29 protein-coding genes are annotated in these 23384 nt (G+C 67.0%); 26 read left to right on the top strand and 3 right to left on the bottom strand.

Going from position 1 to position 23384, the window contains the following annotated elements:
* Positions 1-32: 32 nt before the first annotated feature.
* On the bottom strand, positions 33-677 hold the full coding sequence (locus tag AC04PT_RS12925; protein WP_482874113.1) for a pyrimidine 5'-nucleotidase: 645 nt from the start codon (positions 675-677) through the stop codon (positions 33-35).
* A gap of 75 nt (positions 678-752) precedes the next feature.
* On the opposite strand from AC04PT_RS12925, the gene AC04PT_RS12920 reads away from it, so the two are divergent.
* From AC04PT_RS12920 to mltG, 7 genes are all read left to right on the top strand, one after another.
* Entirely contained in the window at positions 753-1412 is a 660-nt protein-coding gene (locus AC04PT_RS12920; RefSeq protein ID WP_482874254.1) for a GntR family transcriptional regulator, read from the top strand.
* A 222-nt stretch (positions 1413-1634) separates the two neighbouring features.
* Positions 1635-1901 carry a hypothetical protein gene (locus tag AC04PT_RS12915; protein WP_482874112.1) on the top strand — a complete coding sequence of 89 codons (267 nt, stop codon included), beginning with the start codon at positions 1635-1637 and terminating at the stop codon, positions 1899-1901.
* Positions 1902-2083: 182 nt separating this feature from the next.
* Positions 2084-3022, top strand: coding sequence for an ACP S-malonyltransferase (gene fabD, locus AC04PT_RS12910; RefSeq protein ID WP_482874111.1), 939 nt, complete (start codon positions 2084-2086; stop codon positions 3020-3022).
* A 45-nt stretch (positions 3023-3067) separates the two neighbouring features.
* Positions 3068-3805, top strand: a complete 738-nt coding sequence (gene fabG, locus AC04PT_RS12905) for a 3-oxoacyl-[acyl-carrier-protein] reductase (RefSeq protein WP_482874110.1) — start codon at positions 3068-3070, stop codon at positions 3803-3805.
* A gap of 219 nt (positions 3806-4024) precedes the next feature.
* Entirely contained in the window at positions 4025-4258 is a 234-nt protein-coding gene (locus tag AC04PT_RS12900; protein ID WP_482874109.1) for an acyl carrier protein, read from the top strand.
* 198 nt (positions 4259-4456) lie between these two features.
* Positions 4457-5713, top strand: coding sequence for a beta-ketoacyl-ACP synthase II (gene fabF / locus AC04PT_RS12895; protein ID WP_482874108.1), 1257 nt, complete (start codon positions 4457-4459; stop codon positions 5711-5713).
* A 3-nt stretch (positions 5714-5716) separates the two neighbouring features.
* Entirely contained in the window at positions 5717-6868 is a 1152-nt protein-coding gene (gene mltG, locus AC04PT_RS12890; protein WP_482874107.1) for an endolytic transglycosylase MltG, read from the top strand.
* Positions 6869-6976: 108 nt separating this feature from the next.
* Here mltG and AC04PT_RS12885 read toward each other — a convergent pair whose 3' ends face one another.
* On the bottom strand, positions 6977-7297 hold the full coding sequence (locus AC04PT_RS12885; RefSeq protein ID WP_482874106.1) for a hypothetical protein: 321 nt from the start codon (positions 7295-7297) through the stop codon (positions 6977-6979).
* Positions 7298-7478: 181 nt separating this feature from the next.
* Positions 7479-7733, bottom strand: coding sequence for a DUF6552 family protein (locus AC04PT_RS12880; RefSeq protein WP_482874105.1), 255 nt, complete (start codon positions 7731-7733; stop codon positions 7479-7481).
* Positions 7734-7840: 107 nt separating this feature from the next.
* On the opposite strand from AC04PT_RS12880, the gene AC04PT_RS12875 reads away from it, so the two are divergent.
* The 19 genes from AC04PT_RS12875 to AC04PT_RS12785 all read left to right on the top strand — a co-directional run bounded on the left by AC04PT_RS12875 (position 7841) and on the right by AC04PT_RS12785 (position 23335).
* On the top strand, positions 7841-8704 hold the full coding sequence (locus tag AC04PT_RS12875) for a LysR substrate-binding domain-containing protein (protein ID WP_482874104.1): 864 nt from the start codon (positions 7841-7843) through the stop codon (positions 8702-8704).
* A 184-nt stretch (positions 8705-8888) separates the two neighbouring features.
* A complete protein-coding gene (locus tag AC04PT_RS12870; RefSeq protein WP_482874103.1) occupies positions 8889-9227 on the top strand; it encodes a hypothetical protein in 339 nt (112 codons plus the stop codon).
* On the top strand, positions 9139-10503 hold the full coding sequence (locus AC04PT_RS12865; protein WP_482874102.1) for a DNA-packaging protein: 1365 nt from the start codon (positions 9139-9141) through the stop codon (positions 10501-10503). The genes AC04PT_RS12870 and AC04PT_RS12865 overlap by 89 nt, the downstream gene beginning before the upstream one ends.
* A gap of 228 nt (positions 10504-10731) precedes the next feature.
* On the top strand, positions 10732-11907 hold the full coding sequence (locus tag AC04PT_RS12860) for a phage portal protein (protein WP_482874101.1): 1176 nt from the start codon (positions 10732-10734) through the stop codon (positions 11905-11907).
* The gene (locus AC04PT_RS12855) at positions 11900-12121 is read left to right on the top strand and encodes a GTA head formation protein, RCAP_rcc01685 family (RefSeq protein ID WP_482874100.1); all 222 of its coding nucleotides are present in this window, start codon (positions 11900-11902) and stop codon (positions 12119-12121) included. The genes AC04PT_RS12860 and AC04PT_RS12855 overlap by 8 nt, the downstream gene beginning before the upstream one ends.
* A gap of 106 nt (positions 12122-12227) precedes the next feature.
* Positions 12228-12770, top strand: a complete 543-nt coding sequence (locus AC04PT_RS12850; RefSeq protein WP_482874099.1) for an HK97 family phage prohead protease — start codon at positions 12228-12230, stop codon at positions 12768-12770.
* A 26-nt stretch (positions 12771-12796) separates the two neighbouring features.
* On the top strand, positions 12797-13975 hold the full coding sequence (locus tag AC04PT_RS12845) for a phage major capsid protein (RefSeq protein WP_482874098.1): 1179 nt from the start codon (positions 12797-12799) through the stop codon (positions 13973-13975).
* 157 nt (positions 13976-14132) lie between these two features.
* Positions 14133-14726 (top strand): head-tail connector protein, encoded by a 594-nt coding sequence (locus AC04PT_RS12840; RefSeq protein ID WP_482874253.1) that lies wholly within the window; start codon positions 14133-14135, stop codon positions 14724-14726.
* Positions 14723-15061, top strand: coding sequence for a head-tail adaptor protein (locus tag AC04PT_RS12835; RefSeq protein WP_482874097.1), 339 nt, complete (start codon positions 14723-14725; stop codon positions 15059-15061). The genes AC04PT_RS12840 and AC04PT_RS12835 overlap by 4 nt, the downstream gene beginning before the upstream one ends.
* Entirely contained in the window at positions 15058-15468 is a 411-nt protein-coding gene (locus tag AC04PT_RS12830) for a DUF3168 domain-containing protein (protein ID WP_482874096.1), read from the top strand. Before AC04PT_RS12835 ends, AC04PT_RS12830 begins: the two co-directional genes overlap by 4 nt.
* A 22-nt stretch (positions 15469-15490) precedes the next feature.
* Positions 15491-15904: a phage major tail protein, TP901-1 family gene (locus AC04PT_RS12825; protein WP_482874095.1), complete on the top strand. Its 414-nt coding sequence runs from the start codon at positions 15491-15493 to the stop codon at positions 15902-15904.
* Positions 15905-15906: 2 nt separating this feature from the next.
* Positions 15907-16233: a gene transfer agent family protein gene (locus AC04PT_RS12820; RefSeq protein WP_482874094.1), complete on the top strand. Its 327-nt coding sequence runs from the start codon at positions 15907-15909 to the stop codon at positions 16231-16233.
* Positions 16230-16436, top strand: a complete 207-nt coding sequence (locus AC04PT_RS12815; RefSeq protein ID WP_482874093.1) for a rcc01693 family protein — start codon at positions 16230-16232, stop codon at positions 16434-16436. Before AC04PT_RS12820 ends, AC04PT_RS12815 begins: the two co-directional genes overlap by 4 nt.
* Positions 16423-17073 carry a phage tail tape measure protein gene (locus AC04PT_RS12810; protein WP_482874092.1) on the top strand — a complete coding sequence of 217 codons (651 nt, stop codon included), beginning with the start codon at positions 16423-16425 and terminating at the stop codon, positions 17071-17073. Before AC04PT_RS12815 ends, AC04PT_RS12810 begins: the two co-directional genes overlap by 14 nt.
* A 13-nt stretch (positions 17074-17086) precedes the next feature.
* Complete coding sequence (locus tag AC04PT_RS12805) at positions 17087-17719, top strand: phage distal tail protein, Rcc01695 family (protein ID WP_482874091.1); 633 nt, start codon at positions 17087-17089, stop codon at positions 17717-17719.
* Positions 17719-18600, top strand: coding sequence for a DUF2163 domain-containing protein (locus AC04PT_RS12800; RefSeq protein WP_482874090.1), 882 nt, complete (start codon positions 17719-17721; stop codon positions 18598-18600). Before AC04PT_RS12805 ends, AC04PT_RS12800 begins: the two co-directional genes overlap by 1 nt.
* Complete coding sequence (locus AC04PT_RS12795; RefSeq protein ID WP_482874089.1) at positions 18597-19031, top strand: NlpC/P60 family protein; 435 nt, start codon at positions 18597-18599, stop codon at positions 19029-19031. Before AC04PT_RS12800 ends, AC04PT_RS12795 begins: the two co-directional genes overlap by 4 nt.
* Positions 19032-19046: 15 nt before the next feature.
* Positions 19047-23039, top strand: coding sequence for a baseplate multidomain protein megatron (locus AC04PT_RS12790; protein ID WP_482874088.1), 3993 nt, complete (start codon positions 19047-19049; stop codon positions 23037-23039).
* Complete coding sequence (locus tag AC04PT_RS12785) at positions 23027-23335, top strand: DUF7742 family protein (protein WP_482874087.1); 309 nt, start codon at positions 23027-23029, stop codon at positions 23333-23335. The genes AC04PT_RS12790 and AC04PT_RS12785 overlap by 13 nt, the downstream gene beginning before the upstream one ends.
* Positions 23336-23384: the final 49 nt, after the last annotated feature.

Below are 23384 nucleotides of genomic sequence, written 5' to 3'. Positions count from 1 at the left end.
CGGTCCGACAGGATGCGTGCAGCGCGCCCGTCCTAGGTGAGTTGCGCGAGAAATTGGCCGAGGTCGTCGGTGTGATGGTGAATATGGTCGGCGTCATGGCGCTCGGGGTGGACGTGGACGGTGCGCATTCCCATCGCATGGGGCGCGGCGAGGTTGCGGGGGTCGTCCTCGAACATGGCGGCGCGGGTGGCGTCGGTGCCGTCGGCGGTGAAGATGGCCTCGAACGCCTCGCGCTCGGGCTTGGGCCGGAAGCCCGCGTGCTCGACACCGTAGACCGCGTCGAACAGGCCCGAGAGGCCGCGCGCGGCGAGGACTTCCTCGGCATAGGGAGAGGTGCCGTTGGTGTAGACGATGCGGCGGCCGGGCAGCGCCCGGATGCGGGCGGCAAGCACGGGGTCGGGGGTCAGCACCGAGAAGTCGATCTGGTGGACGTCGTGCAGGTATGGGCCGGGATCGACATCGTGTTCGCGCATCAGCCCGGCCAGCGTGGTGCCGTAGGTTTGCCAGTAGTGCAGCCGCAGGCGATTGGCCTCGGCCTCGGTCACGCCGAGGGTGTTCATGACCCAGGCGGTCATGCGCGGCTCGATCTGGGAAAACAGCCGTGTTTCAGGGGGATAGAGCGTATTGTCGAGGTCGAAGACCCAATGGGCCACGTGAGAGAAGAGATCCTTGGACATGGCGCGGACGGTATCGCGGCGGCTGGCGGGGCGCAATGGTTGCCGGGCGCGGGAACCGCCGGTAAGGTGGCGCGGATGAGCCGGGGAGGGTCACGGGTGAACCAGAAGACGACGCCGCAGAAAGATGCCTACACGATGATCCTCGAGGCGATCGACGTGGGCACGTTTCGGCCCGGCGACCGGCTGGTCGAGAGCGATCTGGCGGACCGGCTGGGGATGAGCCGCACCCCGATCCGAGAGGCCCTGCAGCGGCTGGAGACACAGTCCCTGCTGTCGCGCGACGGGCGGTCGCTGATCGTGGCCTCGCTGGACCACAACCAGATGTCGGAGCTTTACGTGGTGCGCGCCGAACTGGAGGGGCTGGCGGCGCGGCTGGCGGCGCGGCATGCCACGGCCGAGGAGGTGCGGGTGCTGCGCGATATGGTGGAGGAAGACCGGGCGCTGGTGAATGATCCCAACGCGCTGAGCCGGGCCAACCGGCGGTTCCACAAGCAGATCCACCTGGCGTCGCACAATCGGTTCCTTGTGCAGCAACTGGACCTTGTGCATCGGTCGATGGCCTTGATGGCGACGACCTCGCTGGCTGCCGAGGGCCGCGGCGAGAAGGCGCTGGCCGAGCATGACGCGATTGTTCGGGCGATCGAGACGCGCGACGATGCGGCGGCATACGACGCGCTGAAGTCGCATATCTCGGTGGCGTTCGTGACCCGGTTGAAGCTGGACAGCGAGGGCTGAGCGACGCCGCGCGGATCGGCCGGGGCCGCCCGCGTTCGGGAACTGACGAGGGTTGCGCGTATTTGCAATAGCCTGTCGCCGGAGGTCCCGGATCGGGTCCGGGACGGTGGCGGGCCAGCCTGCAACGGAGGCGTCTTGTCCGGGTCCCATTCTTTCCGCCCCATTTCCCCTATTGCGCCGCAATCCGGCCCGATTTCGAGGCGATCAATTGAGGAAAGGTTAATGGAGAACGCACCAATGTCCGCAGCAAATCCTTTCTTCGATGCACCGACCCAGACCCGCAACGGCATGCGCCCTGAGGTCAGCCTCAATCTGGTGGTGCGGGCGATCACACGCCTGTTTGCGGCGGCATTGATGATTGCGGCGATCGGTCTCTGGGTTGCACCCGGCGCGGGCAACCTGCCGGAGCTGATGATGATCAAGCTCTGCGCATCGTTCTTCTTCGCGCTCACCGGCGTGCATCTGTTCTTCGCTGCGCGCAAGGTGTGACGCGCAGTCCCCCCACGACCCTCGTGTAAGACTGGACCGGTTGGCTGCCCGAGAGGCGCCGCCGGTTTTTTCTTGGTTGCCGTTCGGGCAAGCGCCAAGCGCGCGCCCGGGCAAATGCCGTTGCAGTGGCGTGCCGCGGCGCGTATCCATGGCCAACGCAACGACAAATCATGGGGGACGGCATGAGCCGCGCATTCGTATTTCCGGGACAGGGGGCGCAGGCCATTGGCATGGGCAAGGCGCTGGCCGAGGCATATCCCGCCGCGCAGGCCGTGTTCGACGAGGTCGACGAGGCGCTGGGCGAGAAGCTGAGCGCGTTGATCTGGGAAGGCGATGCCGCGGACCTGACGCTGACGCAGAACGCGCAGCCGGCGCTGATGGCGACCTCGCTGGCGGCGATGCGGGCGTTGGAGGCCGAGGGCATCGACATCACCAAGGCGGATTTCGTGGCGGGGCATTCGCTGGGCGAATATTCGGCGCTGGCGGCGGCGGGCGCGTTGAGCGTGGCGGATTGCGCGCGGCTCTTGCGTACCCGCGGGCAGGCGATGCAGGCCGCCGTGCCGGTCGGACAGGGGGCAATGGCGGCCTTGCTGGGGCTGGACCTTGCGCAGGCACGGGCGGTCGCGGCCGAGGCGGCGCAGGGCGAGGTCTGCGCGGCGGCCAATGACAACGATCCGGGTCAGGTGGTGGTGTCGGGCCATAAGGCAGCGGTCGAGCGCGCGGTAGAGATTGCCAAGGGCGCGGGCGCGCGGCGGGCGGTGCTGCTGCCGGTGTCCGCGCCGTTCCATTGCGCCTTGATGGAGCCGGCGGCGCAGGTCATGGCCGGGGCGCTCGACGAGGTCGAGATCAAGGCGCCCGCGGTGCCACTGGTCGCGAATGTGCGCGCCGAGGCGGTGGTCGATCCGGCGGAGATCCGCGCCCTGCTGGTCGAGCAGGTGACCGGCGCGGTGCGCTGGCGCGAATCCGTGGAGTTCATGGCCGGCAAGGGCGTCACCGATATGTGGGAAATCGGCGCGGGCAAGGCGCTGTGCGGCATGGTGCGGCGGATCGAACGATCGATCGCCTGCCGCAGCGTGGGCACGCCCGAAGATGTGGCGGCGGCGAAAGAGTCGCTGGCTTGAGCGCCCGCAGAGACACGCGAACGTATCTGACGGAAGGAAGAGTGGATGTTTGACCTGAGCGGAAAATGCGCGCTGGTGACGGGCGCATCGGGCGGGATCGGCGGCGAGATCGCCCGCGTGCTGCATGGCGCCGGTGCGACGGTGGGCCTGAGCGGCACACGCGAGGCCCCCTTGCAGGATCTGGCCGGAGAGCTGGGCGAGCGGGCGCATGTGCTGACCTGCAACCTGAGCGACATGGAGGCCGTGGAGGCGCTGCCGAAACAGGCCATCGAGGCGATGGGAGCGGTCGATATCCTTGTAAACAACGCCGGGATCACGCGCGACAACCTGTTCATGCGGATGTCGGATGACGAGTGGAACAGCGTGTTGTCGGTGAACCTCACGGCGTCGATGAAGCTGTGCAAGGGCGTGATGCGCGGCATGATGAAGGCGCGCTGGGGGCGGATCGTCAATATCAGCTCGATCGTCGGCGCGACCGGCAATCCGGGGCAGGCCAATTATGCCGCTTCGAAGGCCGGGATGATCGGCATGGGCAAGTCGCTGGCCTATGAGGTTGCAAGCCGTGGGATCACGGTGAACGCGATTGCGCCGGGGTTCATTGCCACGGCAATGACCGACAAGCTGACCGATGATCAGAAAGAGAAGATCAACGTGCAGATCCCCGCGGCGCGGATGGGCACCCCGGAAGAAATCGCGGCCGCGGTGCTGTATCTGGCGAGCCCGGAAGCGGGCTATGTGACCGGTGCGACCTTGCACGTGAACGGTGGAATGGCCATGCTGTAGGCAGAAGGTCGCGCGCCCCGGAAAGCGTTTGCCAAGCACATATCTTGTGTTATAGGCGCGTGGAATCCGGAAGCGCAGGCGCTGGCCGGGGACTGCCTGCGATTTGCGGGTGACAAGGGCCGCTGGCCACGCGCTGCCCCTTCAGGGGCAAAACAAGGTTCGACCCCGCGGGGGCACGGGCAAAACAGGGCCAAAGGCCAAAACGATGAGGAATTGAACATGAGCGACGTCGCAGATCGCGTTAAGAAAATTGTCGTGGAACACCTGGGTGTCGAAGAGGACAAGGTCGTGGAAAACGCCTCGTTCATCGACGATCTGGGCGCGGACAGCCTTGATACCGTCGAGCTGGTGATGGCTTTCGAAGAGGAATTCGGTATCGAGATCCCCGACGACGCGGCCGAATCCATCCAGACCTTTGGCGATGCCGTGAAGTTCATCAAAGAAGCGTCCTGACCTGCGGTCACTCGAGTTTCGACAGCGGCGTATCCCAGCGGGATGCGCCGTTTTTCGTGGCCGGGGGGGACCGCGAGGGTCACCATGGGGCCACGGTCCGGGCAGGTCGGGCGATGGGCGGTCTGCCGCCGCTAAGCCTTGCCCAGAACCCCGCGCTCGGGGTATGAGCGTGCCAAGAATTTGCAAAGGGGCTGAACCATGCGCAGAGTAGTTGTGACAGGGCTGGGTCTGGTGACACCGCTGGCCTGCGGCGTCGAGGAAAGCTGGAAAGCCATTCTGGACGGCAAGTCCGGTGCCGGACCGATCACCCGGTTCGACGCCAGCCATCTGGCCACCACCTATGCCTGCGAAGTGCCGCATGGCGACGGCAGCGACGGGACCTTCAACTCCGATGACTGGATGGCGCCGAAAGAGCGCCGCAAGGTCGACGATTTCATCCTCTACGGCATTGCCGCTGCCGATCAGGCCGTGCGCGACGCCGGCTGGACGCCGGAGGACGACGCCGATCTGGAAACCACCGGCGTGCTGATCGGGTCGGGCATCGGCGGGCTGAACTCGATTGCCGAAACCGCCATCCTCATCAAGGAGCGGGGGCCGCGACGGGTGTCGCCGTTCTTCATCCCCGGCGCGCTGATCAACCTGATCTCGGGTCAGGTGTCGATCAAGTACGGCTTCAAGGGTCCGAACCATTCGGTCGTGACCGCCTGTTCGACCGGTGCCCACGCCATTGGCGACGCGGCGCGGATCATCAAGGACGGCGATGCCGAAGTGATGATCGCGGGCGGCGCGGAAGCGGCGATCTCCGAGATCGGGATTGCCGGGTTCAATGCCTGCAAGGCGCTCAGCACCAAGCGCGGCGACGAGCCGGAGAAGGCCAGCCGTCCGTATGATTCCGACCGTGACGGTTTCGTCATGGGCGAGGGCGCGGGCGTCGTGGTGCTGGAGGAATATGAGCACGCCAAGGCGCGCGGTGCGAAGATCTATGCCGAGGTCGTGGGTTACGGGATGTCGGGCGATGCCTATCACATCACCGCGCCGTCCGAGACCGGCGAAGGTGCCGAGCGCTGCATGAAGATGGCGCTGCGCAAGGCGGGCATCGGGCCGTCGATGATTGATTACATCAACGCGCATGGCACATCGACCATGGCCGACACCATCGAGCTGGGCGCGGTCGAGCGGATGATGGGCGATGCGGCTTCGACCGTCACCATGTCGTCGACCAAGTCGGCCACCGGGCACCTGCTGGGCGCGGCGGGGGCGATCGAGGCGATCTTCTCGATCCTCGCGATCCGTGATCAGGTGGCGCCGCCGACGATCAACCTGGACAATCCGGCGGTGGAGACCAAGGTCGATCTGGCCCCGAACGCGAAGCGCGAGCGCGAGATCAACTATGCACTGTCGAATTCCTTCGGGTTCGGCGGCACCAATGCCTCGGTCCTGTTCAAGAAGGTGTAAGCCATGTGGCGGTCTGTGGCGTCCAACGCCCTGAGTTTCTTTGTCGTCGCGATCTTCCTGTTCGGTGGCGTGCTGCTTTGGGCGCGCGAGCAGTATTCGGCGGAGGGCCCGCTGCAGGCCCCGATCTGCCTGAAGGTCGAGCGCGGCTCCAACTTCGAGCGGGTGTCGCGTGACCTGGAAGCGCAGGGGGCGGTTGCAAGTGGCTTCCTGTTCCGGGTGGGCGCGGATTACACCGGCAAGGACACGGCGCTGAAGGCCGGGTCGTTTCTGGTGCCCGAGGGCGCGAGCATGGCGGAAATCACCGACGTTGTGACCCGTGGCGGCGCCAGCACCTGCGGCACGGAAGTGGTGTACCGGATCGGTGTCAACCGGGCGACGGCGGAGGTGCGCGAGCTGGACCCCACGACCGGGCGGTTCACCGAGGTTGCCAAGTTCACGCCGGGCGAAGACGCGGTGCCGGAGGATTACGAGCGGGTACGCAAGGCATCGGATACGCGCTACCGTGTGGCGCTGGCCGAGGGGGTGACAAGCTGGCAGGTCGTGGAGGAGCTGAAGGCGCTCGACGTGCTGGCCGGTGATGTCGAGGTGCCTGCGGAGGGCTCATTGGCGCCGGACAGCTATGAAGTGCGACCGGGCGCAGACCGGGCGGGTCTGATCGCTGAGATGCAGCGCCGGCAGGAGGCCATCGTGGCCGAGGCCTGGGCCAGCCGCAGCGAGGATCTTCCGATCGGGACGCCCGAAGAGATGCTGGTGCTGGCCTCGATCATCGAGAAGGAGACCGGCGTCGCCGCCGAGCGGCGGCAGGTGGCGAGCGTGTTCGTGAACCGTTTGCGTGACGGGATGCGGTTGCAGACCGACCCGACGGTTATCTACGGCATCACCAATGGCGAAGGCGTGTTGGGCCGGGGTCTGCGGCAGAGCGAACTGCGGCGCGAGACGCCGTATAACACCTATGTCATCAACGGGTTGCCTCCCGGTCCGATTGCCAACCCGGGCGCGGCTGCAATCCAGGCGGCGGTGGACCCGGCAGAGACGGATTATCTGTTCTTCGTGGCGGACGGTTCTGGTGGACACGCATTCGCCGAGACGCTGGATGAGCATAATCGCAATGTGGCCGCCTGGCGGAAGATCGAGGCGGAGCAGGCGGGGCAGTAGTTTCGTCTGATTGGAATGAGGGGGCGGGCCGTTGGGGTCCGCCCTTTTGCGTTTCAGGGGAGGCCGGGCGTGCGTGTCGGGCGGCCCTGTGGCGGGCGTGTTGCCGTGTCAGTCGTCGAGCACGCACAGCCCGTTGGCCAGACAGGCCAGAACGAAGCTGCACGGGGCCTGGAAGCCCTCGAAGGTGCAGTGACAGGGGACGAACGGATTGGGACAGGTGCCGTCGATGAACTGGAAGAGCTGCCGGTTCAGCAGTTGGACATCCTCGCTCGACTCTTTCAGGCTTTTCCTCATCTCGTCGGACAGGCGGAATTTCTGCGGCTCTGCCGGTTGGATATAATCCTGCGCCTGCGCGGGGGTGTCCAGGGTGAGGGCGAAAAGGCCGATGGTGAGGGCGGGTACTACAAGCTTCAATGTGATGGTCTTCATGACATGCTCCTGATGAGAAAGGGTTGTGAAATATTCGCTTCTGCACAGGCGAAGCGGGGTACACCTTGCCTGCAACCTTTAGGTGATAATTTATTCGGTATACTACAAATACGTGAGTCGGCCAACCCCACCGCACTGTGAGGCAGTCAGGAGGTCCCGGATCAGGTCCGGGACGGGGAGCTCATTTGGCCGCGACCATGCCGGCGATCATCGAGCCGAAGGCGACGAGGTGGATCAGGATGATGGCGCGGTCTTTCCACAGCAGGCCGACGACGAACCAGCCGATCACGCCGATCAGGAACAGGTAGAGGTTCCACGGGGTCAGGCCGAAGCCGGTGAGCGCGTAGCCGAGGATCTGGATGATCGAGGCGGCCCATTTAATCACCATGACTGGCGTCCATTGGGTCGCGGGCGGGTTGGCGGCGGTCTGGGTCATGGCAGGTTTCCTGTCCGGAGGTGTTCAGCGTTGCGATAGATATGGCTTTGTGAGAGCGTTGCGTGAAGCCAGAACTCCGCGCACGTGCCTGTAGGAAAACTATTGCCATGAGACATCTGCCGCCGCTCAATGCCCTGCGCGCCTTCGAGGCCGCCGGGCGGCACATGACGTTTCGCGCGGCGGCGGATGAGTTGGGCGTGACACAAGGCGCGGTGGCGCAGCACGTGCGGGCCTTGGAGGCGCGGTTGCAGGTGGCGCTGTTCGAGCGGCGGCACAGGGATCTGGCGTTTACCGATGCGGGGCGGGCCTATCACGAGGCGGTGGAGCGGGCGTTTTCCGCACTTGAGGCCGCGACTGGGCGGTTGCAGCCTGTCAGTCGGGAGGTGACGATCAGCGTGACGCCGAGCTTCGCGGCCTCCTGGCTGATCCCGAAGATGGCGTCCTTGACCGAGTTGCACCCGGAGGTGGAGTTGCAGATCCGCGCGACGGAGCGGGTGACGAGCTTTTATTCCGAGCCGATCGATCTGGCGGTGCGGCAAGGCCGCGGGCCGTTCGGGGCTGGGCTCCGGGCGGAGTTGCTGTTTCACAACCGGCTGATCGCGTTGGCGGCGCCGGAGGTGGCGGAGCGTGCGCGGGAGGCTCCGGAGCGGGCCGTGCTGTTGCAGGAGCCGCACGGGCGCTGGCCGGAGTTCTTCGAAACGGTGCTTGGCCTGCCGCGTGAGGCCGCGCGGCGCGGGCCGACGTTCAGCCAGACAGCGCTGGCCATTGATGCGGCGGTGGCAGGACAGGGGGTGACGCTGGCCCCGCGCGCCTATGTAGACCGTTACCTTGCGGACGGACGGCTGGTACAGGCCTGGGACGGGGAATGGATGGGCGAGCGGCATCTCTACCTGTTGGCGCGCAGCGATGTGACACTGCGGCCCGAGGTGAGGGCGGTCTGGGGCTGGTGCCTTTCCTTGCGCGAAGGTTGATCAGAAAAACGCTTAGGTAACAATACGTTAACCCGATTTCGTTTGACAAGCGGGACGGTCCGGTGTATCACTTGTGACATGCTGGAAGACATGGGCGAGCGGCCCCCGGGGGAACCCGGGCGGCCGTTTTTTCGTGTGGATCGTGCGGGGGACCAACCTCAAAGGTGGGAGGTATACCTTCAGCATGACACTCATCACACCGGACCAGACGACGGCGCGGCTTGACGAAAAGCTGCGGGCCGTGCGGGAGAACCTCGAGGACTTCGAGATGGCGCTGCGCGACCTGAAGAAGCGGGTCCAGGACGGGGAAGTCGGAACTTTGAAGGACGTCAGCAAGACGCTCGCGGAAATTCGCGGGTGGATGAAGCTGGCGATGGAAACGGAGGCACAACTTGCAGAACACGCACGAAGAGAAGCAGCCATCGAGGGATCATATGGACTCGATCTCGATCAGGCCCGATCTGAAATCGGGTGCCGTCTTGCTCAGTTGCGCCGATGCTGCGGTGCAGGACGCGTTTCTTGACGACCTTGGTGAGGGAGAGCTTCTGGCTCTCCCCTTTTTGTTCGACTTCTGGGCGCATCCGCATCAATTGCCGCCGGAGGGGAACTGGCGGTCCTGGGTGGTGCTTGGCGGGCGCGGCGCGGGCAAGACGCGTGCCGGGGCCGAATGGGTGCGGTCGATGGTCGAGGGATCGCGGCCGCGCGATCCGGGCCGGGCGCGGCGGGTGGCACTTTTGGGCGAGACTTATGACCAGGTGCGCGACGTGATGATCTTCGGCGACAGCGGGATCCTGCGCTGTTCGCCGCCGGACCGGATGCCGGTGTGGGAGGCCAGCAAGCGGCGGCTGGTGTGGCCCAACGGGGCGGTGGCACAGGCCTATTCGGCGAACGATCCGGAGGCCTTGCGCGGTCCACAGTTTGATGCGGCCTGGGCGGACGAGCTGGCGAAGTGGCCGAACGGATCGGAGACCTGGGACATGCTGCAATTCGCGTTGCGGCTGGGCGATGACCCGCGGGCCTGCGTGACGACGACGCCACGAAATGCCGAGGCGCTGAAACGCTTGCTGGAGTCGCCGTCGTCGGTGGTGACGCGGGCGCCGACCGAGGCGAACCGGGCGCATCTGGCGGAGTCCTTTCTGGTGGAGGTACGTGCGCGGTACGAAGGGTCCCGGCTGGCGCGGCAGGAGTTGGACGGCGAGTTGCTGACCGATATCGACGGCGCCCTCTGGACGCATGAGATCCTCGATCGGTGTCGGACGGGCGGGCTGCCGCCGCTGGACCGGATCGTGGTGGCGGTCGACCCGCCGGTGACGGGGCATGCGGGATCGGATGCCTGCGGGATCGTGGTGGCGGGCGTCAGGATGCAGGGTCCGGTGCAGGACTGGCAGGTTTACGTGCTGGAGGATGCGAGCATCGCGGCGGCCTCGCCCCGGACGTGGGCGGAGCGGGCGGTGGAGGCGTTTCACGAGCATGCGGCGGATCGGATCGTGGCCGAGGTGAACCAGGGAGGTGATCTGGTCGAGGCGGTGGTGCGGCAGGTGGATGGATCGGTGCCCTACAAGAAGGTGACGGCCAGCCGGGGCAAGGTGGCGCGGGCCGAACCCGTGGCGGCGCTTTATGAGCAAGGCCGGGTGCATCATGGCACCGGGCTGGGGCTGCTGGAGGACCAGATGTGCCGGATGTCGCTGAAGGGCTTTGAGGGCAAGGGCAGCCCGGACCGGGTGGATGCGCTGGTTTGGGCGGTGACGGAACTTGTGCTGGAACAGCGCGCGGCGCGGTCGGGCGTGCGGAGGCTCTGAGCGCGGCCGGGGCTGCGTACGGTGTGATCGGGTGGGTTTAACCATTTGATAGCATAGTGGGTCTTGTCAGGCCGGGGATGCCTCCGGCGGGAGTTTACAGGGCAAGATGAAGCACGGCGCGGGGCCGTGAGTTCAACACGACGAGATGGCGATACGGGCCGGGGCCTTCGGGGTCCGGCGACGGGAAAGCTGTGCCCTGAGGGGCCGATGAAGGGAGCGTGGGACGCGATGTTTGATTTTCTGCGACAGGACAAGGCGGAACGGCAACCGGAGGCCAAGGCAAGCGCGACCGGGCGGGTCGTGGCGTGGCAGGGCGCGGGCCGGGTGGCCTGGAGCCCGCGCGATACGGTGTCGCTGACGCGAGCGGGCTTTGCCGGGAACCCGGTGGGGTTTCGCGCTGTGAAGCTGATTGCCGAGGCGGCGGCGGCGCTGCCGCTGGTGTTGCAGGATGCGGAGCGGCGCTACGAGGTGCATCCGCTGATGGCGCTGGTGACGCGGCCCAATCCGGCGCAGGGGCGGGCGGAATTGCTGGAGGCCTTGTACGGTCACCTGCTGCTGAGCGGGAATGGCTATGTCGAGGCGGTCTCGGGCGAGGAGGGCGTGCCGCTGGAGCTGCACGTGCTGCGCTCGGACCGGATGTCGCTGGTGCCTGGGCGGGATGGCTGGCCGGTGGCCTATGAGTATGCCGTAGGCGGGCGCAAGCACCGGTTCGATGTGACGGGGCCCTTGTCGCCGATCTGTCACGTCAAGAGCTTCCATCCGCAGGACGATCACTACGGGTTGTCGCCGTTCCAGGCGGCGGCGCAGGCGCTGGATGTGCATAACTCGGCCTCGCGGTGGTCGAAGGCGCTTCTGGACAATGCCGCACGACCGTCGGGGGCGATCGTCTATCGCGGCGCGGACGGGCAGGGCGCGCTGAGCGCCGACCAGTTCGAGCGGCTGGCGAGCGAGATAGAGAGCAATCACCAGGGCGCGCGCAATGCCGGACGGCCGATGCTGCTGGAAGGCGGGCTGGACTGGAAGCCGATGGGCTTTTCGCCCTCGGATATGGAATTTCACAAAACCAAAGATGCGGCGGCGCGCGAGATCGCGCTGGCCTTCGGGGTGCCGCCGATGCTGCTGGGGATACCCGGCGACGCGACCTATGCCAATTACCAGGAGGCCAACCGGGCGTTCTATCGCCTGACGGTGGTGCCGCTGGCGGCGCGGGTGACGGCGTCCTTGAGTGCCTGGCTGAGTGGCTATGCTGGCGAGGCGCTGGAGCTGAAACCCGATCTGGACCAAGTGCCGGCGCTGTCCGCCGAGCGCGAGGCGCAGTGGGCGCGGGTGACGGCGGCTGATTTCCTGTCGGTGGCGGAAAAGCGCAGACTGCTAGGCCTGCCGGCGGAGCCTGACAATGGGTGAGCGCGTGGGGTTCGAGGCATTCGATTGCGCCCCGGCGCTGCGGCTGGAGGCGCATGAGCGGGTGGCGGAGTTGCAATTCGCCGCGATGAACAAGCGATTGGACCGGCTGGAGGAGTTGCTGGAGCGGCTGGAGAAGCGGCTTTGGCTGGCGGTCTACGGCGTGGTGGCCGCGATCCTCGGGCAGGCGTTCCAGAGCCTGCTGGTGGTGCAGTGACGATGGGTGCGAAGTGCCCATCCTGCGAAGGATTTGGGTCGGGGGGTGCCGGGCTGAAGCCCGGCCTACAGCCCCGGCCTGCGGAGCGGCAGATGTGGAGCGTGTGATGGAACTTGAAACGAAGTTCGCGTCTTTCGAGGGCGCGTTGAGCGTGACCGACGGACATGTGATCGAAGGCTATGCGAGCCTTTTCGGAGCCCGTGACCAGGGCGGTGACGTGGTGGCAAAGGGCGCTTATGCGGCCTCGCTCAAGCGGCTGGGCGAGGAGGGGCGCAAGGTGCGGATGCTGTGGCAGCATGACCCGACCCAGCCGATCGGCGTCTGGGACGAGGTGCGCGAGGATGCCCGCGGCCTGCACGTGAAGGGCCGTATCCTCGACAGCGTCGAGAAGGGACGCGAGGCGGCGGCGCTGCTGGCGGCGGGGGCGATCGACGGGCTGTCGATCGGATACCGCACGCATAAGGCGGTGAAATCGGACAAGGGCCGGCGGCTCTTGCAGGAACTGGAGCTTTGGGAGGTGTCGCTGGTGACCTTCCCGATGCTGCCCAGTGCGCGGGTGGCGGCGAAGGGCGACAGCCCCGAGAGCGACTTGCGGGAGTTGGCGGCGGTCTTTGAGGCGGCGCGTCAGGAGATCGCGCGCGGCACCTGACGCCGCGGGACATCAGGAGAGAGCAGATGGGTAACACCGATGCGACGGCAGCGGGCGGGGATCCCTTGTCCCCGGCTGAGGAAGTGAAGACCGCGGTGGGCGGCTTCGTTTCGGAACTGAAGGCCTTCAAGGCCGAGATGGAACAACGTGTTGAAAAGCAGGAAGAAAAGATGACCAAGTTCGAACGCAAGACCCTTGCCGCGGCCCGCCCGGTGCTGGCGGGAACCGATTATGACGCGCCGCACCAGAAGGCCTTCGATGCCTACCTGCGCTCGGGCGACGACGACGGCCTGCGCGGGCTGGAGCTGGACCAGAAGAGCATGTCGACGGCGGTGAACTCGGACGGTGGTTTCCTTGTCGATCCGCAGATGTCCGAGACGATCCGGTCGGTGCTGCATTCGGGCGCGTCGATCCGTGCGGTGGCCACGGTGGTGAACGTCGAGGCGACGTCCTACGACGTGCTGATCGACACCAGTGACGTCGGCGCGGGCTGGGCCAGCGAAACCGGCGCGTCGACCGAGACCGGGACGCCGACCGTCGACCGGATCACTATTCCGCTCTACGAGCTGTCGGCGCTGCCCAAGGCCTCGCAGCGGCTGCTGGACGATGCGGCGTTTGACATCGAGAGCTGGCTGGCGGGGCGCATTGCCGAGAAGTTTTCGCGCGCCGAGGCGGCGGCCTTCGTGGGCGGTGACGGTGTCGACAAGCCCACCGGCTTCCTGACGCATCCGGCGGTGGACAACGACGTCTGGACCTGGGGCAACCTCGGCTATGTGCCCACGGGCAGCGACGGCGCGCTGGGCAATGGCGATGCGATCATCGATCTGGTCTATGCGCTGGGCGCCGCCTATCGCGCCAACGGCACCTTCGTGATGAATTCGAAGACTGCCGGCGAGGTGCGCAAGCTGAAGGACGGCGACGGTCGTTTCCTGTGGTCGGACGGTCTGGCCGCCGGTGAGCCTGCGCGTCTGCTGGGCTATCCGGTGCTGATCGCCGAGGACATGCCGGACATTGCTTCTGGATCGGATTCGATTGCCTTTGGCGATTTTTCTGCCGGCTATACCGTGGCCGAACGTCCGGACCTGCGCGTGCTGCGCGATCCGTTCAGCGCCAAGCCCAACGTGCTATTCTATGCCACCAAACGTGTCGGCGGTGACGTGAGCGACTTCGCCGCGATCAAGCTGCTGCGCTTCGCCGTCTCGTAATCCGGGATGGTGAGGCCGGGGGGTCGTAATGGCCCTTCGGCAGGCGCGCGTCGGGAACCCGGCGTTGTCTGGCAGCTCCCCTCCGTTCGAGCAACGCAGGGTGACGCGCGCCTGAATTTGGGGGCCCGAGGGGGCCGGCATGACGGAGTTTGCGAAGATGATGTTGGTGGAAGAGACCAATGTGCCCGCGGCGGCGCTTCCGGTCGAGGAATTCAAGGCGCACCTGCGCCTGGGGACCGGGTTTGCCGGTGCCACGGTGCAGGACGCGGTGCTGGAAAGCTTTCTGCGCGCAGCCATGGCGGCGATCGAGGCCCGGACCGGCAAGATCCTGATTGCACGGGACTTTGCCTATACGGTCGAGGGCTGGCACCAGACCGCGGCGCAGCGCCTGCCGGTGGCACCTGTCAGCGGAGTGGGATCCGTCGAGATCCGCGACGTGGCCGGCGCGGTCAGCGTGGTGGACCCCGGCGACTATCGGCTGGTGCAGGACATGCAGGACCCAGAGTTGCGCGCCACGGGGAGCCGCCTGCCGGCTATCCCTACGGGCGGCACGGCGGTGACGCGCTTCTCCGCAGGCTACGGAGCCGACTGGGGGGCGCTTCCGGCGGACCTCGGGCAGGCGGTGATGCTGCTGGCGGCACATTACTACGAGTACCGCGACGAGACCTCGCTGGGGCAGGGGTGCATGCCGTTCGGCGTGACCAGCCTGATCGAGCGCTACCGCCGGGTGCGGATCGGGGTGCGGACATGAGCGTGCCGCGGCTGACACGGGCGCTGATGCTGGAGGCGCCGCAGGACGTCGCCGATGGCGCCGGCGGCTTTGACCGGCTGTGGCTGCCGCTGGGCACGCTGTGGGCCGAGGTGACGGCGCGCACCGGGCGGGTGACGGGCGGTGCGGCGACCGCGCAATCGGTGACGGCGTACCGGATCGTGGTCCGGGGGGCGCCTGAAGACGCGCCCGAGCGCCCGAAGCCGGGGCAGAGGTTTCGCGCGGGCGCGCGGGTCTGGCGGATCGAGGCGGTGGCAGAGCGTGACCCGGAGGGGCGTTATCTGACCTGTTTCACGGAAGAGGAGCTGGCGACATGAGTTACGCGGTGACGGCGGCCTTGCAGGAGGCAGTCTACCAGAGGCTGGCGGGCGATGCGGCGCTGACGGCGGTGGTGGGTAACGCGGTCTATGACGCGATCCCGGCGGGTACCTTGCCGGCGATCTACGTGACGCTGGGCGCGGAACATGTGCGCGACCGGTCCGACAAGACCGGCGGCGGCGCGATGCATGACTTTGGCGTCTCGGTGTTTTCGGAACACCAGGGGTTCCAGGATGCCAAGCAGGCCGCTGCGGCGGTAAGCGATGCCCTGGTCGATGCGCCACTGTCCCTCAGCCGGGGACGGCTGGTGGGGCTGAGGTTCCTGCGCGCCAAGGCGAAGCGGAACACCGGCGACGGCACGCGGCAGATCGACATGATCTTTCGCGCGCGGGTCGAAGACAACTGAACTTTCAATCGGAGTAAGCGACATGGCAGCGCAAAACGGCAAGGACCTTCTGATCAAGGTCGATCTTTCGGGGGCAGGACAGTTCGAGACGATGGTGGGGCTGCGCGCCTCGCGGATCAGCTTCAACGCCGAGACGGTGGACGTGACATCGCTGGAAAGCGCCGGGGGCTGGCGCGAGTTGCTGGCCGGCGCGGGCGTCAAGAGCGCGGCGATTTCCGGCGCCGGCATCTTCAAGGACGCGGCGACGGACGAGCGCGCACGGCAGATCTTCTTCGACGGGGAGGTGCCCAGCTTTCAGGTGATCATCCCCGATTTCGGCACCATCGAAGGACCGTTCCAAGTGACGTCGCTGGAGTACGCCGGGAACCACGACGGAGAGGCGACCTACGAGGTTTCCCTGTCTTCGGCCGGGCAGCTGAACTTCGTGGCGCTCTGAGGATGGCCAATCCGTGGAGGGGAGAGGTCACCCTGGTGATCGACGGAGAGGCAAGGGTGCTGAAGCTGACGCTGGGCGCGCTGGCCGAACTGGAAGAGGCGCTGGACGAGGGATCGCTGGTCGATCTGGTCGAGCGTTTCGAGGGCGGGCGGTTTGCCAGCCGCGACGTGCTGGCGTTGATCGTGGCCGGCTTGCGCGGCGGTGGCTGGCAGGGCGGTCCGCGCGATCTGGTGCGGGCCGAGATCGCGGGCGGGCCCCTGGGCGCCGCAAAGGCGGCGGCGGCGCTGCTGGCGCGGGCCTTCATGGTGCCGGAGGAGACGGCGGAGTGACCCGTATCAACTGGGCGCGGCTGATGGCGGCGGGGCTGCGCGGGCTGGGCCTGAAACCCGACGAATTCTGGGCGCTGACCCCGGCGGAGCTGATGCTGATGCTTGGGGTCGGCGGGCAGGGGACGGTGCTGACCCGCGACCGGCTGGACCAGCTGATCGCGGCATTCCCGGACGAGAAAGGAACGGAAGATGGCGGAACTTGAAGGCTTGGACGATCTCGACCTGCAGGTCGATGCGCTGGCGCAGTCGCTGGGCTCGGCCTCGTCGCTGGCGGCGAATTTCGACGTGGAACTGAAGCGGATACATCAGACATTTTCGGCGACGGGCAACCAGGCGAAGGCGCTGAGCTCGACGCTCTCCGGCGGGCTGCGCAAGGCGATCGACGGTGTGGTGCTGGACGGGATGAAGTTCTCGGAGGCGCTGAACGTGATCGGCCAGTCGATGATAAACGCGGCCTACAGCGCGGCGGTGAAGCCGGTGACGGATCACTTCGGCTCGTTACTGGGCGGCATGGTGAGTGGGCTGTTTCCCTTCGAGAAGGGCGGCGCGTTCAGCCAGGGCCGGGTGACGCCCTTCGCCAATGGCGGTGTGGTCGGCGGGCCGGTGCACTTTCCGATGCGCGGTGGGCTTGGGCTGATGGGCGAGGCGGGACCGGAGGCGATCATGCCACTGAGCCGTGGACCTGACGGCAAATTGGGGGTGCGGGCCGGTGGCGGCGGCAGGCCGGTGAACGTGGTTATGAACATCCAGACGCCGGACGTGCAGGGCTTTAGCCGGTCGTCCAGCCAGATCGCGGCGCAGATGGGCCGGGCGCTGGCGCGCGGCAATCGCAATCGTTGAGAGGGGAAAAGCCATGTCATTTCACGAAGTACGGTTTCCCGCGAACCTGAGTTTCGGGTCGTCCGGCGGACCGGAGCGGCGGACCGACGTTGTCACGCTGGCCAACGGGTTCGAGGAGCGCAACACGCCCTGGGCGCAGTCGCGGCATCGCTATGATGCCGGTCTGGGGCTGAGGTCGCTGGACGATATCGAGGTGCTGATCGGCTTTTTCGAGGCGCGGCGCGGGCAGCTTTACGGATTTCGGTGGAAGGACTGGTCAGACTTCAAGTCGTCGCTGCCGTCGAAGGCGCCGGACTACCGCGATCAGGTGATCGCCATCGGGGATGGCGCCTCGGTGCAGTACCAATTGGTCAAGACCTATCAGTCGGGCGGGGCGGAGTACGCGCGGCCGATCACCAAGCCGGTCAACGGCACGGTGAAGATCGGCGTGCAGGGTGACGAGTTGCAGGAGAGCATTCACTGGGACGTGGACGAGGCGACGGGGGTCGTGACCTTCGAGCGGCCGCCGTTGCAAGACGTCGAGATCACGGCCGGGTTCGAGTTCGACGTGCCGGTGCGGTTCGACACCGACAGAATCGCGACCTCGGTGGCGTCCTTTCAGGCCGGAGAGGTGCCTTCGGTCCCGGTGGTGGAGGTGCGTATCTGATGCTGACGGAGGGTTTGCAGACGCATCTGGAGAGCGGTCTGACGACGCTGTGCCGGGCCTGGGCGATCGACCGCACCGATGGCACGGTGTTCGGCTTTACCGATCACGACCGGGCACTGGCGTTCGACAGGTTGGTGTTTCGTGCGGACACGGGCCTCAGTGCGATGGCCTTGCAGCAGGGCACGGGCCTGTCGGTGGACAACACCGAGGCGGTCGGCGCGCTGTCGGATGCGGCGATCACCGAGGCGGACATCCTTGCGGGGCGCTTCGACGGGGCCATGGTGCGGGCCTGGCTGGTGAACTGGCAGGACGTGAGCCAGCGGCACCTGCTGTTTCGCGGCACGATCGGCGAGCTGAAGCGCATCGATGGCGCCTTCGAGGCCGAGTTGCGGGGGCTGTCGGAGGCGCTGAACCGGCCGTTCGGGCGGGTCTACCAGTCGCCCTGCACGGCGGTTTTGGGGGATGCGGCCTGCGGGTTCGATCTGACGACGCCGGGGTTCGTCTGGGAGGGCGTGGTGCAGGCGGTGGCCGAGACCTCGACCGTGACGGTCGACACCGGCGGCGGATTCGCGCCGGGGTGGTTCCAACGTGGGCGCATGGATGTGCTGAGCGGGGTGGCCGAGGGGCTGTTCGGCGCGGTGAAACGGGATGTCATCGTCGATGGGCGGCAGGAAATCGAGCTGTGGGAGCCGCTGCGCGCACAGATCGCGGTGGGCGAAACCGTGCGGCTGACGGCGGGCTGCGACAAGCGGGTGGAAACCTGCCGGTTCAAGTTCGACAACCTGCTGAACTATCGGGGCTTTCCGCATGTGCCGGAGGATGACTGGCTGATTGCCAGCCCGGCGCGCTCGGGCGGCAAGTCGGGCGGCAAGCGCAAATGACCTGCACCGGCGACAGGGTCGTGGCCGCGGCGCGCGGGTGGATCGGGACGCCCTATCTGCACCAGGCCTCCGTGCAGGGTGCGGGGTGCGATTGCCTCGGGCTGTTGCGCGGGGTCTGGCGCGAGGTATTCGGCGCGGAGCCGGAAGCCGTGCCGGCCTATACCCGCGACTGGTCGGAGCCGCAGGGAGACGAGCGGCTGTGGCGGGCGGCGCAGGCGCATTTGCTGGCGAAGCCGTTGCAGCAGGCCGCGCCGGGCGATGTCCTGCTGTTCCGAATGCGGGACGGCGCAGTCGCCAAGCATCTGGGATTGCAGGCGCGTATCGGGGCGCAAGGGTCCTTCATCCATTCCTACACCGGCCACGGGGTCACCGAGAGCCCGCTGAGCGCCCCCTGGGCGCGGCGCATCGTGGCGCGGTTTGCATTTCCTTGAAGGGGAGGCCATCTGATGGCGACTATCGTTCTTTCCGCCGCCGGCGCGGCGCTTGGCAGCTCGGTCGGGGGCACGTTCCTTGGCCTGTCGATGACAGCTGTGGGCCGCTTCGTGGGCGCCACCATCGGGCGGGCCATTGACCAGCGGCTGATGGGGCAGGGGTCCGAGGTGGTTGTTGAGGGCAACCGGATTGACCGTTTCCGGGTGAATCGCGCGGGCGAAGGCGCGCCGGTGGCGCGGGCCTACGGTCGGATGCGGATGGCGGGGCATGTGATCTGGGCCAGCCAGTTCACCGAGCATGTGAACACCAAGAAAAGTGGCGGCGGTGGCGGCAAGGGCGGACCGCCGCAGCCCAAGGTGAAGGAGACGCGTTATTCCTATTCGGTGAACCTTGCGATCGCGATCTGCGAGGGCGAGATCACCAGCGTCGGGCGCGTCTGGGCGGATGGCGAGGAGATCTCGCCTGAGAGCCTGACGATGCGGGTCTATACCGGCGCCGAGGTTCAATTGCCCGACGCCAAGATCGAGGCGATCGAGGGCGCGGGCGCGGTGCCGGCCTATCGCGGGACGGCCTATGTGGTGCTGGAGGACCTTGACCTCAGCGCGTTCGGCAACCGGGTGCCGCAGTTCAGCTTCGAAGTCTCGCGGCCGGTGCAGACCGACACGCCCGAAGGCTACAAAGAGGTCCCGCATAACCTGCAGGCGGTGGCGCTGATCCCGGGGACCGGGGAATATGCGCTGGCGACGACGCCGGTGAGCTACAAGTACGGGCCGGGGCAGCACCGGCTGGCCAACGTGAACGGCGCATCGGGGCGGAGCGATCTGGACGTGTCGCTGGATCAGCTGGTTGAGGAATGTCCGAACATGGGCGCGGCCTCATTGGTGGTGTGTTGGTTCGGGGACGATCTGCGGGTTGGCGAGTGTACGGTGCAGCCCAAGGTCGAGCAGACCGAGTTCGACGGCAAGGATGCGGGCTGGAAGGTCAGCGGAATGGCGCGGGGCGCGGCGGAAGTGGTGCTGCTGGATGAAGGGGGCGAACCGGTGTATGGCGGGACCCCCAGCGACGGGTCGGTGCTGGAAGGCATCGCGGCGCTGAAGGCGCGCGGGCAGGTGGCGATGTTCTATCCGTTCATCCTGATGGAGCAGCAGGCGGATAACGGACTGCCGGATCCCTACAGCGACGCCGTGGATCAGCCGGTGCTGCCGTGGCGCGGGCGGATCACCACGTCGAAGGCGCCGGGGCAGCCGGGGTCTCCGGACGGGACGGCGGCGGCCGAGGCTGAGGTGGCGGCGTTCTTCGGGACCGCGCAGGTCGGTGACTTCGCGGTGGACGGGGTGAGTGCGGCGAACGGTGGCGTGATCGGCGCGTTGGCGGGGGCTGCCAAGGTCATCGACAAGACCGTTGTTTACAGCGGACCGCAGGGCTGGGGCTATCGCCGCTTTATCCTGCATTACGCCACGCTGTGCGCCGCCTCGGGTGGTGTCGACGCCTTCTGCATCGGCTCCGAGATGCGCGGGCTGACCCAGATACGCGGGGCCGGGGGCAGCTTTCCCGCCGTAGACCAGTTGCGACAGCTGGCGGCGGACGTGCGCGAGATCCTCGGCCCCGATGTGAAGATCTCCTATGCGGCCGACTGGTCGGAGTATTTCGGTTATCACCCGCAGGACGGGTCGGGAGACGTGTACTTCCACCTCGATCCGCTGTGGGCAGATACGAACATCGATTTCGTGGGGATCGACAACTATATGCCGCTGTCGGACTGGCGCGACGACGCGGATCACGCGGATGCGGGCTTTGGCGCGATCTACAACCTTGATTACCTGCGCGGCAATGTGGCGGGGGGCGAGGGCTACGACTGGTACTACACCACGCCCGAGGCGCGAGAGGCGCAGCGGCGCACGCCCATTACCGATGGCGCCTATGGCGAGGACTGGGTGTTCCGCTACAAGGACATTCGCGGGTGGTGGGAGCACGCGCATCACAACCGGACCGGCGGGGTGGCCGAACCCGCGCCCACGGCATGGCTGCCGCAGATGAAGCCGGTGTGGTTTACCGAGTTTGGTTGTGCAGCCGTCGACAAGGGCACCAACCAGCCCAACAAGTTCCTCGATCCGAAGTCGAGCGAGTCGGGCCTGCCGCGCTATTCCGACGGGCGGCGCGATGAGCTGATCCAGCGGCAGTACCTGCGCGCTGTGACCGAGTACTGGGGTGACCCGGCGAACAATCCGGTGAGCGAGGAATACGGCGCGCCGATGATCGACATGGGCCGGGCGTTCGTCTGGGCATGGGACACGCGTCCTTTCCCGGCGTTTCCCGGCAACGAGCTGTGGAGCGATGGTGAAAACTACGCCCGGGGGCATTGGCTGAACGGGCGGGTCTCAGGGATGTCGCTGGCCAAGCTGGTCGAGGAAATCTGCATCGAGGCGGGGGTGCTGGCCTATGACGTGTCGGGCCTGCACGGTTTCGTGCGGGGATATCTGAGCGAGCAGATTGGCGACATGCGCAAGCTAATGCAGCCGCTGATGCTGCGTTACGGCTTTGATGCGGTGGAGCGCCGGGGTGTGCTGCATTTCGTCATGCGCAACGGCCTGAACCCCAAGGCGGTCGATGCCGCGCGGCTGGCGCTGAACGAGGACCTCGACGGGGTGCTGACCCAGACGCGGGCGTCGGAGGCCGACATGGCGGGACGTGTGAGGCTGGAGTTCATCCGCTCGGACGGCGATTACGAGACTGTGGCCGAGGAAGCCGTATTGCCGGACGAGGCGACACATGCGGTGTCGCGCAGCGAGATACCTTTGGTGATGACCCGCGCCGAGGGGCGGCAGACGGTCGAGCGCTGGCTGGCGGAGGCCCGGGTAGCGCGGGAGACGGCGCGTTTCGCGCTGCCGCCGTCGCGGCTGGACATCGGGCCGGGGGACGTGGTGTCGCTGCCCGAGGGCGCATCGCGGGCCTTGTACCGCGTCGATCGGCAGGAGGTGGGCCGCGAGCAGATCGTCGAGGCGGTCAGGATCGAACCCGAGGTCTACAAGCCGGTGGACCTGCCCGACGAGCTGCCCTCGGTCCCGGAATTCGTGGCGCCGGTGCCGGTGCTGCCGCTGTTCATGGACCTGCCGCTGATGCGCGGCGACGAGGTGCCGCATGCGCCGCACCTGGCGGTGGCCGCGAAACCCTGGCCGGGGAGCGTGGCGGTCTACGACTCGGCGCAGGATGCGAACTATGCGCTGAACGATATCATCGCGGCGCGGGCGACCTTTGGCGTGACCGAGACGCCACTGTTCGCCGCCCGTTCCGGGCTGATTGACCGCGGTGACGCGGTGCAGGTGAAGCTGACCACGGGGATGTTCGAGACGATCGACGAGGCCGGATTGCTGGCGGGTGGCAACCTGTGCGCCATCGGTGACGGCACGCCCGGTGGGTGGGAGCTGTTCCAGTTCCGGGACGCGGAGTTGGTGGATGAGGATACCTGGCTGCTGAGCCACCGGTTGCGGGGGCAGCTGGGCACCGATGCGCTGATGCCGCAAGCCTGGCCTGTGCGCAGCTATGTGGTGCTGATGGACGGCGCGCCACAGCAGATCGACCTTGCCTTTGCGCAGCGCAGGCTGGCGCGGCATTACCGGATCGGACCGGCGCGGCGTCCGGTGAGCGACCCGTCCTACGTGCAGGAGGTGCATGCCTTTGACGGAAACGGCTTGCGGCCGCTGAGCCCGGCCCACTTGCGGGGGACATGGCAGGGCGCGGACCTAGCGGTGGACTGGGTACGTCGGACCCGGATCGACGGCGACAGCTGGGACCTGGCGGATGTGCCGCTCGGCGAAGCCTTCGAGCGGTATATCCTGCGGGTCATGGACGGCGTGACGGTGCTGCGCGAGGAGGTGCTGGATGCGCCGGGGTTCAGCTACACGGCCGGGATGCAATCCGCGGATGGGGCAGTGCCCGGCTTTGCCGTCGAGGTGGCGCAGGTGTCGGATGTTTACGGGCCGGGGCTGTTCGCGCGGTGGCAGGCCTGATGCGGCCGGTGCTGCATGGAGACGTGACGGCGGCGGCGCGGGCCCTACTGCTGGTGCCCGAGGCCGCGCGGGACGGGCTGTGCCGGCGCATGATCGAGGAGGCGGATTTCGCGGATCGCTATGCCAAGCGGCTGGGCCGGCCGCACCGCGACTGGGGCAATGGCACGCTGATGGCGGCGGCGCGGGCGCGTCCGCTGGCGGATGAGCCGGCGCTGGGCGAGGAACGCTATTGCCGCTGCATGGAGACGGTGTTCCGTGGGCTGCTGGACTGGCGGGCGGGGCGGCGGATCGGGTGAGGGAGGTACGTAATGTGCTATTGCCGCCGAACCTTTTCACGCTGATCCG

It is taken from the genome of Litorisediminivivens sp. KMU-197, from assembly GCF_056858395.1.
This window is presented reverse-complemented; position numbering and strand designations above follow the sequence as displayed.

Excerpts from the sequence above, each read along its gene's own strand:
- AC04PT_RS12925 (WP_482874113.1), bottom strand. The coding sequence starts at position 677 with ATGTCCAAGGATCTCTTCTCTCACGTGGCCCATTGGGTCTTCGACCTC.
- AC04PT_RS12920 (WP_482874254.1), top strand. The coding sequence starts at position 753 with ATGAGCCGGGGAGGGTCACGGGTGAACCAGAAGACGACGCCGCAGAAA.
- AC04PT_RS12915 (WP_482874112.1), top strand. The coding sequence starts at position 1,635 with ATGGAGAACGCACCAATGTCCGCAGCAAATCCTTTCTTCGATGCACCG.
- fabD (WP_482874111.1), top strand. The coding sequence starts at position 2,084 with ATGAGCCGCGCATTCGTATTTCCGGGACAGGGGGCGCAGGCCATTGGC.
- fabG (WP_482874110.1), top strand. The coding sequence starts at position 3,068 with ATGTTTGACCTGAGCGGAAAATGCGCGCTGGTGACGGGCGCATCGGGC.
- AC04PT_RS12900 (WP_482874109.1), top strand. The coding sequence starts at position 4,025 with ATGAGCGACGTCGCAGATCGCGTTAAGAAAATTGTCGTGGAACACCTG.
- fabF (WP_482874108.1), top strand. The coding sequence starts at position 4,457 with ATGCGCAGAGTAGTTGTGACAGGGCTGGGTCTGGTGACACCGCTGGCC.
- mltG (WP_482874107.1), top strand. The coding sequence starts at position 5,717 with ATGTGGCGGTCTGTGGCGTCCAACGCCCTGAGTTTCTTTGTCGTCGCG.
- AC04PT_RS12885 (WP_482874106.1), bottom strand. The coding sequence starts at position 7,297 with ATGAAGACCATCACATTGAAGCTTGTAGTACCCGCCCTCACCATCGGC.
- AC04PT_RS12880 (WP_482874105.1), bottom strand. The coding sequence starts at position 7,733 with ATGACCCAGACCGCCGCCAACCCGCCCGCGACCCAATGGACGCCAGTC.
- AC04PT_RS12875 (WP_482874104.1), top strand. The coding sequence starts at position 7,841 with ATGAGACATCTGCCGCCGCTCAATGCCCTGCGCGCCTTCGAGGCCGCC.
- AC04PT_RS12870 (WP_482874103.1), top strand. The coding sequence starts at position 8,889 with ATGACACTCATCACACCGGACCAGACGACGGCGCGGCTTGACGAAAAG.
- AC04PT_RS12865 (WP_482874102.1), top strand. The coding sequence starts at position 9,139 with ATGGACTCGATCTCGATCAGGCCCGATCTGAAATCGGGTGCCGTCTTG.
- AC04PT_RS12860 (WP_482874101.1), top strand. The coding sequence starts at position 10,732 with ATGTTTGATTTTCTGCGACAGGACAAGGCGGAACGGCAACCGGAGGCC.
- AC04PT_RS12855 (WP_482874100.1), top strand. The coding sequence starts at position 11,900 with ATGGGTGAGCGCGTGGGGTTCGAGGCATTCGATTGCGCCCCGGCGCTG.
- AC04PT_RS12850 (WP_482874099.1), top strand. The coding sequence starts at position 12,228 with ATGGAACTTGAAACGAAGTTCGCGTCTTTCGAGGGCGCGTTGAGCGTG.
- AC04PT_RS12845 (WP_482874098.1), top strand. The coding sequence starts at position 12,797 with ATGGGTAACACCGATGCGACGGCAGCGGGCGGGGATCCCTTGTCCCCG.
- AC04PT_RS12840 (WP_482874253.1), top strand. The coding sequence starts at position 14,133 with ATGATGTTGGTGGAAGAGACCAATGTGCCCGCGGCGGCGCTTCCGGTC.
- AC04PT_RS12835 (WP_482874097.1), top strand. The coding sequence starts at position 14,723 with ATGAGCGTGCCGCGGCTGACACGGGCGCTGATGCTGGAGGCGCCGCAG.
- AC04PT_RS12830 (WP_482874096.1), top strand. The coding sequence starts at position 15,058 with ATGAGTTACGCGGTGACGGCGGCCTTGCAGGAGGCAGTCTACCAGAGG.
- AC04PT_RS12825 (WP_482874095.1), top strand. The coding sequence starts at position 15,491 with ATGGCAGCGCAAAACGGCAAGGACCTTCTGATCAAGGTCGATCTTTCG.
- AC04PT_RS12820 (WP_482874094.1), top strand. The coding sequence starts at position 15,907 with ATGGCCAATCCGTGGAGGGGAGAGGTCACCCTGGTGATCGACGGAGAG.
- AC04PT_RS12810 (WP_482874092.1), top strand. The coding sequence starts at position 16,423 with ATGGCGGAACTTGAAGGCTTGGACGATCTCGACCTGCAGGTCGATGCG.
- AC04PT_RS12805 (WP_482874091.1), top strand. The coding sequence starts at position 17,087 with ATGTCATTTCACGAAGTACGGTTTCCCGCGAACCTGAGTTTCGGGTCG.
- AC04PT_RS12800 (WP_482874090.1), top strand. The coding sequence starts at position 17,719 with ATGCTGACGGAGGGTTTGCAGACGCATCTGGAGAGCGGTCTGACGACG.
- AC04PT_RS12795 (WP_482874089.1), top strand. The coding sequence starts at position 18,597 with ATGACCTGCACCGGCGACAGGGTCGTGGCCGCGGCGCGCGGGTGGATC.
- AC04PT_RS12790 (WP_482874088.1), top strand. The coding sequence starts at position 19,047 with ATGGCGACTATCGTTCTTTCCGCCGCCGGCGCGGCGCTTGGCAGCTCG.